The sequence below is a fragment of the Undibacterium sp. GrIS 1.8 genome, assembly GCF_040544445.1.
Lineage (GTDB): Bacteria > Pseudomonadota > Gammaproteobacteria > Burkholderiales > Burkholderiaceae_D > Undibacterium.
The window spans coordinates 35,630-46,968 of the sequence record NZ_JBEONQ010000040.1 but is presented as its reverse complement, the minus strand read 5'-3'; the positions used below and the strand labels follow the sequence as shown (position 1 = coordinate 46,968).

Here is an 11,339-nt window from a genome sequence, read left to right as displayed (position 1 = left end):
CCGAAATGGCCCCGCCCAGCAAGCGAGAAATACGCGATCTTAAAGATGAAAACCATCAACTCAAGCGCGAATTAAATCGCAAAGAGAAAGCTTTGGCGGAGGCTGCTGCTCTGCTGATACTGCAAAAAAAGTTTCAAGCTCTGTGGGAGGACGAGGAAAAATGACCTCTCTCACAGAGCGCAACAACATTATTTCTTTGGTCGCTGACAGCATCGCTGCAGGTGCGCGCCAGCGTCAATGCTGCACAGTAATAGAACTTTCTGAACGCACGCTACAACGCTGGCAGCGTGATGCTAACAGCGAAAATAGTTTAGGTGATCAACGACCAGGCAGAATGCAAATACCCAAGAATGCCCTCACTCCAGAGGAGCGCGAGCAGATAATTACTGTCGCCAATTCAGAAGAATTTGCCCATCTTCCACCGAGCCAAATTGTTCCTTGCTTACTCGACCAAGCTTGCTATATTGCCTCTGAATCGAGCTTCTATCGCGTCTTAAGAACAGCGAAGCAACTCGCCCATCGTGGTAAGGAACGGCCAGCACAAGCGCGGAGCAAACCTCGTGCATTGTGCGCGACAAAACCCAATCAGCTTTTTAGTTGGGACATTACTTATTTGCCGACACAAGTCAAAGGTATTCACTATTACCTGTATTTGTTCATCGATATTTTTAGCAGAAAAGTAGTCGGTTGGCAGATCTATGAAAACGAAAGCAGTGAGCTAGCCAGTGAAGTGGTGAAAGACATTTGTGTCAGAGAAAATATCGCACCAAACCAAGTGGTTCTTAATTCAGACAATGGCAGCCCCATGAAAGGCGCAACCATGCTAGCGACCTTACAACAACTTGGTGTCGTTCCGTCATTTAGCAGACCGGCTGTCTCAAACGACAATCCGTACTCTGAGTCGTTCTTTAAAACCCTCAAATATCGATCAAGCTATCCACAGCAGGCCTTTGCCAATCTGCTAGAGGCCAGAGTGTGGGTTGGTGGCTTTGTTCAATGGTACAACCACGAGCATCGCCATAGCGCGATCAACTTCGTTACGCCAGCGCAGCGCCATGATGGCGAGGATCGCGCCTTGCTAGCTAAGCGTATCGCTATCTACAAAGCGGCTAAAGAACAGCATCCTGAACGCTGGAGTGGTGAGATCCGAAACTGGCAACGTATCAACATCGTTCATTTAAATCCAGAGAAGCAAATAGACACAAAGGAGCTGCAAGCAGAACTCAAAAAAGCCGCATGACAACAACTACTTTAGGCGACAACTAGATTGACAATTACCGCTACTCCAGCAATACGTCGGGGCCGGTAAATACGCGCCGTTTGTAGAAGAGTATTTAAAATCAGCAAACCGAGGTTTTTTCAACATATTTATGATTAGCGGTGCGGGCAACGACGCCGTTGACTATCATCTTGCTCTGCGCAGCAATTGCTCTAACATTCCTGACCCTAAGGATTGTATTGATCCTGACGGTATCGATAATCTGTTACGCATCATCGTGACTGCAATGGGTGGACTGATCCATGAAATACGATGGGCATATAAAGACCTTCCTGCACAGCCTCGCCCCATTTTCATCAACGGTTATGATTATCCTGTACCTGATGGCCGAGGTTTTACGTTAGCCGGTATTCAATTCAACGGACCATGGCTAAAGCCGGCACTAGATCAATCGAAAGTGAATCCTGATTTAATTTATCGTATCGCAGTAATCAAAGAGCTGATTGTTCGACTGAACACAACGCTCGCGAGCTTCAACGATTGGGAAAATGATGTTGTATTTGTGAGTTCGCCAGGGACGCTACGCACGGACGACGGATATCAAGAGGATTGGGCAAACGAATTGCACCCAACACCGAGTGGTTTTAATAAAATTGTTAATGCTCATTGGATACCGCATTTTAAGCGATGGGGTATGGCTAATTAGATTCGCGACGCGTCTATCTAGTCTTGACCAGGACAATTAACGCTTCCCAGTCTGCAATTATTAAACCCCACCTAAAATACACAAGATTGCTGCGACGTTGATTGTGCTTAATGGTTCGTGAGCAAACAAGCACCCGATCATCAGTGCAACTACTGGCGGTATGTAAGTCACACTTGCGGCTTTTACAGCACCCAAGTGCTGAACGATAAAATAATAAAGTACATACGCCAAACCTGTGCCAGTGAGTCCTAGTCCAAGCACTAATCCTGTCAGAGCTATTTTATCTTCGAGGATATGCTCGATGCCCTTAAGATCGGTAACGAGCAATAGCATTAGCAATCCCAAGCCAATTTGATAGGTCGACAGCGCTACAGCGGAAATATTCTTGTCTGCCAAAAATAACCTCGCATAAACAAAAGAACAACCCACGCTGAGTGAGCCGACGATCATACAGCCCCCCCTTTTTGGATCTATACCTAATTTCATCGTGATTTATCGACAGTTTGATAGGTTAAATTTAATATACTCCCCCATTATCTTTAATAATATGCCTTGATATCCAATGAATATATGGACGACTAAAATTACTGGGATGGAGTATATTTATGGGCATTGCTTAGATCGCATTATTATTTGATACGAGGAGCATTGCGATCTCAGGAGATTTTATCGTTGCTTAGCCTTCTCATTTGCCCTTGATACGCCGTTAGGGCGGTCAGGTTTTCTTCCTTCCACCAAAATATAGTGTCATTGCAACGACACCAGACAGCAACATCATCATCAGGCTAATGGCATTGACTACCGGAGTTGCGCCCTCCTTCATTCGTCCATACATTAAGACAGTGAGCGGTGCGTCACTTCCGGCAAGCATGTACGTCGTATTGAAGTTTTCAAAAGACAGTAGGAATGACATCAGTACAGCGCCCCAAATCGCTGGTTTTAAATAGGGTAGCGTGATGGTTAAAAAGATGGCGCGTTTGTTGGCACCTAAGTTCATTGCAGCTTCTTCCAGGCTCATATCCAGACGCTTTAAGCGGGCGCTGATCGTCAGTGTTGCGATGGCGACGATATAAGAGAATTGCCCTAACGCGACCAGAAACAAACCGGGCCTTAAAAAATCTAGCTCCCATCCAAATACATCATCAGCAAACTGAGCGAGTTTGCTCATCAGCGACAAAATAGAAATTCCTAAAATGACACCAGGAATAACCAGCGGGATCAACATCATCTGCGATAGCAATTGTTGCCCGCGAAATCGGAATCGCTCCAGTAAAAATGCATTTCCCGTGCCCACAAGAACACTAAAAAATGTCACGCCCAAAGCCACCTTGCCGCTATTGATTAGGCTATCCAAAATCTCCTGGTCAAAAAATAAACCTGTTCTCTCGCCTGTTCCGTTGGCAAAAAACCAGTCCCAGGTAAAACCTTTCCAAGGTGGCAAAGGGTAAGGAGCATCATTAAACGAAAAGACCGCAACAATGGATAAAGGCAGGAACAGAAAAATGAAAAAATAAACCAGGTAACTGCTTCTGATGAATTGCGTGAAACGCGATTGTCGAATACTGGGGATCATGAACGCCTCATTACTTCATCAAATGATTGGCCGCTCAATTTCAGGCCCAACCAGACAAAACAGCTGGACAATCCTAAGAGAATAAAAGCCAGTGCGGCACCCTGCTCCCAATTAAAACGGGTAATGAACTGCGTATAAATCTGCTCTGTGAACCACATAGAATTTTTGCCGCCCAACAGCACGGGTGTTAAATAATTACCCAAGGTCAGCATAAATACCATGATGCATCCGGCAGCAATCCCAGGGGCGGCGTGCGGTATGAGTATCTGCCGCAAAATATTAAGACGGCTTCCGCCCAGATCGTATGCCGCCTCTACCAAGCTGTTATCCAATGTTTCTAAGGCATTGACCAATGGGATCAACATAAAGAGTAAGGATGAATAGACCAAGCCGAGCATGACTGTTCCATCGCTATACAAAAGGTCAACAGGATGATCTGTCAGACCTAGCCGATACAGCACTTGGGGAATAACACCATTGCTGCGCAGAAGAATCATCCACCCCAGTGTTCTTACCATTTCGCTGACCCAAAATGGCAAAACGATGACCGTCATTAAAAATAACTTTGATCGTCCAGCGGCTATTTTTGCGATATACCAGGCGACAGGAAATGTCAGTACCAAAGTAATCACGGTTGCAGATAACGACATCAGTGCCGTACGCAGAAAGGTATACCAATACAAAGGCTCATCTATAAACGTCTGGTATTGCTTTAAGCTGAAATGAAATGCCTGTGGTCCGGCGCGTGTTTGCAAAGAGAGAAACAGCATCTCCAGGTGGGGAAATATAATCAGCATCGACAACCAGATTACTGCTGGTGCCAATAGAACCCAGAGCAATACGGGCGAATTATTGGTTTTCATCATTGGCTGTTTAATGTTTTCCGTGCTGAGTCGCATCGATAGCAAATGCATGCACATGCTCGGCATTAAAGCTCAAATAAACATGCGTACCAGACTGGAATGCATTACTTAACCCGGTGTGAGGCATCGCTACCTTAACGGACAAATCGGTGTGCGCGATCTTGACTTCAACCGATGAATTAGCGCCGTCAAATAAAACATTGCCGATTTTTCCTGCCAATTGATTGTCACTAACGATATCCGTTGGCCGCGTCAAAGACATACTGATGTTTTCAGGCCGAATAAATAGTGAGGCAGCTATACCGTCATTTAATTTTTGTACGTTAGCAGAACGAATAAAGGTATTTTTATCTATCTTTATTTCAAGTAGCTTATCGTTCGCGACAGCGACATGACCTGACAACTGATTGCTATTACCCACAAAGCTGGCGACGAACGCGGTTTGCGGCCGATAATACAAATCTTGTGGCGATCCCAGCTGTTCAAACTTCCCTTTATTCATCACGCCAACAAAATCGGACATGACTAATGCCTCAGACTGATCATGGGTGATGTAGATAAATGTGGTGCCAATTTCTGCTTGCAACTGCTTTAACTCCAACTTCATGTGTTCGCGTAACTTAAGGTCAAGCGCGCCTAATGGCTCGTCAAGTAATAGCAAGGTAGGATCGAGAATTAGCGAGCGTGCAATCGCAACCCTCTGTTTTTGTCCACCAGAAAGCTGGTCGATGCGCTTATCCGACGCATCAGGCAAGCCAACCCGGCGTAACATATCGGCGACTTTTTGTTTGATCTCTGCTCGCTTGATAGAGCGTCGTTCCAATCCGTAGGCGACATTCTCACCCACCGTCATCATGGGAAATAAAGCCAGGTGCTGAAAAATCATGTTCACTGGACGAGCATTGGGAGCAAGCTGCAGCATGCTTTTTCCACCAATGAGAATATCCCCCTGATTTGGCTGAATAAATCCAGCAATCATACGAAGCAAGGTAGTTTTTCCACAGCCGGAAGGTCCTAATATGGAACAGAAACTCCCCTTCGGAACTTCAAGAGATACGTTATCAACTGCGGTAAATAACTGGTTTTGATACGTATATTGTTTAGTGACGTTACAGACCGCTAAATCGATTTTTTTATTAGAAATATGACTCATGTACTCTTGCAAAAGTGAGCTGCCAGGTTAGAAAAAAATCGATTAGGAACTCGCTTTAATACGATCAAGGATTTTTCCGTCGATTTCTTCCAAGCCGGCGGGAATAGCGGGATACCATTTGATGTTTTTAAATGCATCAGGCGAAAATGAGTCATTCAATTGTGATTTCATCTTGGCATCCATAAAACTATCAGCCCCTTTTACCGCAGTAAAACTGCCTGAAATTTGCGCCATGCGTGCTGCGATTTCTGGGCGGGTGACAAAATTAATCCATGCGTAGGCCGCAGCATCATTTTTGCCCTTCGCAGGAATAGCATAGGCGTCAATCCAGCCCAACGCGCCTGACTTTGGCGCAATGAATTTAAGTGCAGGTAATTCGCGATTCAATTTCCATCCGCCGCTGTCCCACATCTGTGCGGCAACCAATTCGCCGCTACGTAAATCATTTAATAACTGATCTTTGCTTTCCCAAAAATATTTATAATTCTTCTTACATGCCATCATTTTTTCGCCTGCTGCCTGCATGATTTGTTCATATTGTTTAGGGTTTCCGTACGCCTTAAACGGGTCCTGTCCCATCGAAAACGCAACTGCAATCAGACTCGGGCGTTTTAATCGTACTGCGACTTTTCCGCTATATTCAGGACGGCATAAATCGAGGTAGTCTACAATTTTTGCTTTGTTGGTTGCTACGACTAATCCATCTGTTCCCCAGAAAAATGGTACGCCATAGGATTTACCTTGATACGTCGTGACCTTTTTTGAGGCCTCAAACATTTCTGGTAAAAAACGATCTGTTTTTATTTTTGTGAGATCAAGCGGCTTATACATGCCGAACTCAGAAAGTGGTCCGATGATCCTGTCCTGACTTGGCTGAGCAAGATCAAAACCGGCACCACCTGTGGCACGTAACTTCGAAATCATTTCCTCATTATTAGAGATAGTGACTTCGACGACGATGCCAGTTTCTTTGGTAAATTGCTCGGTAATTTCTTTGGGAGCGTAATCCGCCCAAGTTAATAAGCGGAGCTTTTCTGCGGCGATACCTGTCTGAGAAAGAGACATTGCGACAGCAGCGAGGACGAACGATATTTTTCGGGCGGTCAATACATTGGCAAAATACATGGATGTTTCCCTAGAGAGCGGCAAATAACCCAATATTTTTTCATACAGATATGACCCTCTGATGACCAAAAGGTTTTTTATCAATCTGTGAGTGAACTCGTGTCTTGTTGCGTCAACATTGAACACTAAGATCAACAGGTTATTAATGCGATGTCTAAGTATTCGTGCTGGAATGCAGCAATACGACGCCAGCAATGATCAGTAGTATGCCGATGATTTTGGGTATGCTGACACCCTCATTAAACAAGAACACACCTAAAATGGACGTAGCTACCGTCCCTACTCCCGACCAGACGGCATAGGCTATGCCGATTTCTAAACGACGCATGACAACTGACAATCCCCAAAATGCCAATCCATAGCCAACCACCACAATCGAGGATGGAATAATTTTGGTAAAACCATCTGACAGACGTAAATTAATCGTCGCGATGACTTCGCTCAAAATGGTCAACATGAGTAAGAGCCAGGGATTCAAATTTTTTCCAATACAGTACAAATGAGTTGAGTCAAGCAATCCTAAAGTTGTGCCCTGCACTTCAGCACTAAGACGCTTGTGTGAGGACTATTTGGTGGCAGCTGGCGCACGTTGTTCAAGGCGCAGACCAACCGCGCTGCGGGCCGGAAAACCTTTCCAATAAGTGTGATCACTTTTAAACGTGCCGTTAGGTTCAGCTGACCATTTGCCGTCTTTAGCGTTCTCTACCAAGCTCAGGTAGGAATCCATAGCGGATTCTTTTTTCAAATATTTACCTAAAAAAACCGTACTAAAATGCTGCGCAATATTATTCATCCGGGTGTTATCCCATACTGCGTCGATATAATGTTCGGCCGGAATAACTTTAAGATTAGGGACCGGCAACCAGGTTTCTTTAGGGGCAGGTATAGGTGCACCTGCATTGTGGTTAGCGTTTTCATAGGTGAGCAAATAACGTGGCGCATTGACGCTGGCCTCAAAAATATTTCTTACCCCCGGCGAATAACCAGACACATCATCTGCGCTACCTGCAACAAAAAATACTGGGATTTTGATCCCCGCTAATCCTGATGCATCCCAGAAACCGGCATTCCATCCCCAGGGGGCAAATACCACTGCCGCTTTAATGCGAGTATCAATTGAGGCGACATAGTCGGCGTTACCCGATTGACGCACCGCTAAAGCACCGTTCGGTGTACCCCATGAAAAACCGACACTCGCAGCCGTAACCCCGGCACCAATGGTGTTCAGCGCGCCATACCCACCCATGGAATAACCGATCAATCCAGTCATATCCGCATTGATCATGCCTTTGAGAGAATCGGTCGAATCATTGTTGAGTTTTGCCATCGCATTAAGTACGAACAACTGATCCAGTGAACGATTTAATAGTGTGCTGCCAAAAGCACCTTGATCGCTATAGGTACTATCAGCATGATCAATCGACGCAACAACATAGCCTTTGCTTGATAAATTTTCTGCTAAGTGGCTTAGCAAAAAACGATTGCCCGGATAGCCATGCGACACAATCAGTAAAGGATAGGGCCCGCCAGAACGATCCGCTGCGGCATTGCGTACCGCTTTGCCATGCAAGGTCACTTCTGTTTTACCGTCTCGTGTCATGACGCGTAAATCACCCGAATTAGGCTGATCTTTCTCTAGCTTTGCTGGATACCAGACTTCTACCGTAACTGGCCGGTCGTAATACGGTGTTGGTAATCCCGGCTTGGCATGGACGATATCCAGCTGGTGTGGATTAGTAAAATTAAACGTCTTCACCCCGATAGAAAACTTGCCGTAGTGTGCAAGTTCTGGCGCATCAGGGCGTATCGTATCGATATGATTGTCCTCAGCACTCACATCGATGGCGAGACACGACAACAACATAAATCCAACTAAGCCAAATTTCAGCATATATATCTTTTAGACCTTTTGAAATGAAGTTCCGATGTCTGCCTGACGGGCGTCCGAGCAAAACAGCACAAGTTTGTTTGTAAGGATTGAAAAAGCAGGAATTTTAATATACTCCCCCATTATTTTAATAAATAAGGCTTATTGTCCAATGATTATATGGACAATAAATAATACTCCCTATTTTTTCTATGAGCGGATCTGCAACATGTTTATATCTGACGGCTCAATTTTAGGGACTACTTTCGTTACTGCTTTGCGTCACTAAGCCACATCATTGCCGCGCATTTTTAGCTAAATTTTTAGCTAAATTTTTAGCGGCGACAGCATTGCATCCGGCATTAATTTTACTGCCTCTTTTACCCTAAGTTTATGTCACTGAAATGACGAGACTACAAACTAACATCAAACTGTGGTGAAAAAGTTGATTGGTGCCTATTTGTTGCGAGTGTCATTTTTTCGTCATATCACCGCGCTACAGTGCGCTGCGTTGAGGTCAATTTTAGTCTACTACTTCACGAACACCATTACACCAATTCAGATCAACTATTTATCCACTGAAGGGATAGAACTGTGTCACACAATTTTCGCAATTTTCGATACACGCCTCTTTATCTGATTTTGTTGCAAGCTTTTGCAAGCAACGCATTTGCGCAAGATACGCAAAATGAGCCAATCAATGTCACAATTTTTGGCCAAGGTAAAACACGCCAAGTACAAGACATTACCAAAGATGATTTGATGAAGGTTTTGCCAGGATCAAGCCCTTTAAAGACATTGGACAAATTACCTGGCGTGTCATTCCAGTCCGCCGATCCTTTTGGCGCGTATGAATGGTCGACCCGTTTCAGCGTACGTGGATTCAATCAGAATCAAATGGGATTTACCTTAGACAATGTGCCATTGGGTGACATGAGCTACGGCAATAACAACGGCCTTCATATCAGCCGTGCGATTTCTTCTGAAAATATTGGCCGAGTAACTTTATCTCAAGGCGCGGGTGCCGTTGGTACAGCATCGACCAGTAACTTAGGTGGCACAGTTCAATTTTTCTCGTCGGATCCGACGAACGATATGGGTTTCAGCGCAGCGCAAACAGTTGGCAGTGACAGCACCTACCGCACCTTTGCCCGTGTTGATACCGGTTTGTTATCCACTGGTACCAAAGCGTATTTCAGCGTTACACGTCAACGTGCAGACAAATGGAAAGGCGCGGGTCCGCAAGATCAAGATCAATTTAATTCAAAACTGGTTCATGTTTTTGGCGAGAATAAACTGACGGCTTTTTTCAATTATTCTGATCGTCGCGAGACTGACTATCAAGATATGTCCATAGAAATGGTTAAGCGTCTTGGGTACAAGTGGGACAATTACCAACCTGATTGGCAGCGTGCCGTCAACGCCGCAAAAGGTATCTTTACCGGTGGCGTAAATAGTCTGGACGACGCGTATTATCTTGGTAGCGGCCTGCGTAAAGATTATTTGTTTGGTGCGACCTTAGACAATAAATTAGGTGAATCGACGTATTTAAAAACGACGGTTTACCATCATAGCAATGAAGGTCAAGGCCACTGGTACACACCGTACACGCCATCTACCAACGGTATTCCTATTTCTATTCGCACCACCGAGTATTCAATCAGCCGTGATGGATTGATCTCTGATGTGACATGGGATGTCGGCCAACATTCAGTGAACGCTGGTTTTTGGGGTGAGCGCAGCCTGCATACTCTGACCAGAAATTTTTATGATGTCAGCGGACCGCAAGACACCAATTATTTCTTAAGTAATCCGACCAGCACCGGATTCAAGCAAGACTTTACAACGACGACGACACAGTTCTATGCGCAGGACACAGTGTCTTTAATGGCAGATCAGTTAAAGCTGAACTTTGGTTTTAAAACACCGAAAGTCACGATTGACTCGACTAGCCTGATCGGTACACGTGCGGCAGGTCAGATTGTGGCGAAGAAAACCTTTTTGCCTCAGTTGGGCTTAAGCTATTCGCTGAATAAAAATGATGAGCTATTTACTAGTTTGTCTCAAAATATGCGTGCTTTCCAGCCCGGTGTGAATGGTCCGTTCTCACAGACACAGACTGCATTTAATTTAAGCTCCGCAACGATCAAGCCAGAAACATCTACTACACTTGATTTGGGTTATCGCTTTAAGCGTGACAATCTGGTTGGCTCTGTAGCAGCTTATTACGCGAACTTTGATGACCGCCTGTTGCAGGTCGCTACTTGTGCAGGGATCGTCGGTTGCCCAAGTACCTTCGTCAACGTCGGTAAAGTTCAGACTAGCGGTGTAGAAGCTGCGGCGATGTGGACTTTGATGAAAGACTGGTCCTGGTTTAACTCGCTGACGTACAACAATTCTCAATATAAATCTAACTATCTGGACAACGGAAAAGTCGTAAACATCGAAGGCAAGCAAGTTGTTGACTCACCAAAAGTTATGTTTAAGACAGAAGTGTCGTATGAGAATCCAGTCTGGTTTACCCGACTTGGCGGTAAGTTCACAGACAAGCGTTTCTATACCTACACCAATGATGCACAGGTTCCTTCTTACGTGATCATGAATTTGTCTGCGGGTTACAAACAAAAGAGCTTTATGGGTCTGAAAGACTTCTCTGTACAAGTCAATGTTGAGAACTTATTAGACAAACAGTATTTCAGCACGATAGGCTCAAATGGTTTTACTACATCTGATCCAACTGGCACTTTCCAGACCTTGCTGACTGGTGCTCCACGTCAATTATTTGTGACGATTAGCGGACGTCTGTAATTCTCTTTTTGTCATAAAAATTAAA

General features: G+C 44.9%; 10 protein-coding genes. 3 read left to right on the top strand and 7 right to left on the bottom strand.

What is annotated here, in order from left to right; translation table 11 throughout:
• Positions 1-160 precede the first annotated feature (160 nt).
• Entirely contained in the window at positions 161-1,240 is a 1,080-nt protein-coding gene (locus tag AAKU64_RS17040; protein ID WP_354362510.1) for an IS3 family transposase, read from the top strand.
• Positions 1,241-1,370: 130 nt separating this feature from the next.
• Positions 1,371-1,925, top strand: coding sequence for a hypothetical protein (locus AAKU64_RS17035; protein WP_354362509.1), 555 nt, complete (start codon positions 1,371-1,373; stop codon positions 1,923-1,925).
• Between the two features lie 60 nt (positions 1,926-1,985).
• Here the strand turns inward: AAKU64_RS17035 and AAKU64_RS17030 are convergent, their stop codons facing one another.
• The 7 genes from AAKU64_RS17030 to AAKU64_RS17000 form a co-directional block, all read right to left on the bottom strand.
• Positions 1,986-2,411: an EamA family transporter gene (locus AAKU64_RS17030; protein ID WP_354335165.1), complete on the bottom strand. Its 426-nt coding sequence runs from the start codon at positions 2,409-2,411 to the stop codon at positions 1,986-1,988.
• Positions 2,412-2,640: 229 nt separating this feature from the next.
• Positions 2,641-3,498, bottom strand: coding sequence for an ABC transporter permease (locus tag AAKU64_RS17025; RefSeq protein ID WP_354332364.1), 858 nt, complete (start codon positions 3,496-3,498; stop codon positions 2,641-2,643).
• Positions 3,495-4,361: an ABC transporter permease gene (locus tag AAKU64_RS17020; protein ID WP_354332366.1), complete on the bottom strand. Its 867-nt coding sequence runs from the start codon at positions 4,359-4,361 to the stop codon at positions 3,495-3,497. Before AAKU64_RS17020 ends, AAKU64_RS17025 begins: the two co-directional genes overlap by 4 nt.
• 10 nt (positions 4,362-4,371) lie before the next feature.
• Complete coding sequence (locus AAKU64_RS17015; protein ID WP_503012602.1) at positions 4,372-5,514, bottom strand: ABC transporter ATP-binding protein; 1,143 nt, start codon at positions 5,512-5,514, stop codon at positions 4,372-4,374.
• Positions 5,515-5,556: 42 nt separating this feature from the next.
• Positions 5,557-6,639 carry an extracellular solute-binding protein gene (locus AAKU64_RS17010; RefSeq protein WP_354332368.1) on the bottom strand — a complete coding sequence of 361 codons (1,083 nt, stop codon included), beginning with the start codon at positions 6,637-6,639 and terminating at the stop codon, positions 5,557-5,559.
• Between the two features lie 154 nt (positions 6,640-6,793).
• Positions 6,794-7,177, bottom strand: coding sequence for a DMT family transporter (locus tag AAKU64_RS17005; RefSeq protein ID WP_354332370.1), 384 nt, complete (start codon positions 7,175-7,177; stop codon positions 6,794-6,796).
• Positions 7,178-7,204: 27 nt separating this feature from the next.
• Positions 7,205-8,530, bottom strand: coding sequence for an alpha/beta hydrolase family protein (locus AAKU64_RS17000; protein ID WP_354332371.1), 1,326 nt, complete (start codon positions 8,528-8,530; stop codon positions 7,205-7,207).
• 570 nt (positions 8,531-9,100) lie between these two features.
• Between AAKU64_RS17000 and AAKU64_RS16995 the strand changes: the two genes are divergently transcribed.
• Complete coding sequence (locus AAKU64_RS16995; RefSeq protein WP_354362508.1) at positions 9,101-11,314, top strand: TonB-dependent receptor; 2,214 nt, start codon at positions 9,101-9,103, stop codon at positions 11,312-11,314.
• The last annotated feature ends 25 nt before the right edge of the window (positions 11,315-11,339 follow it).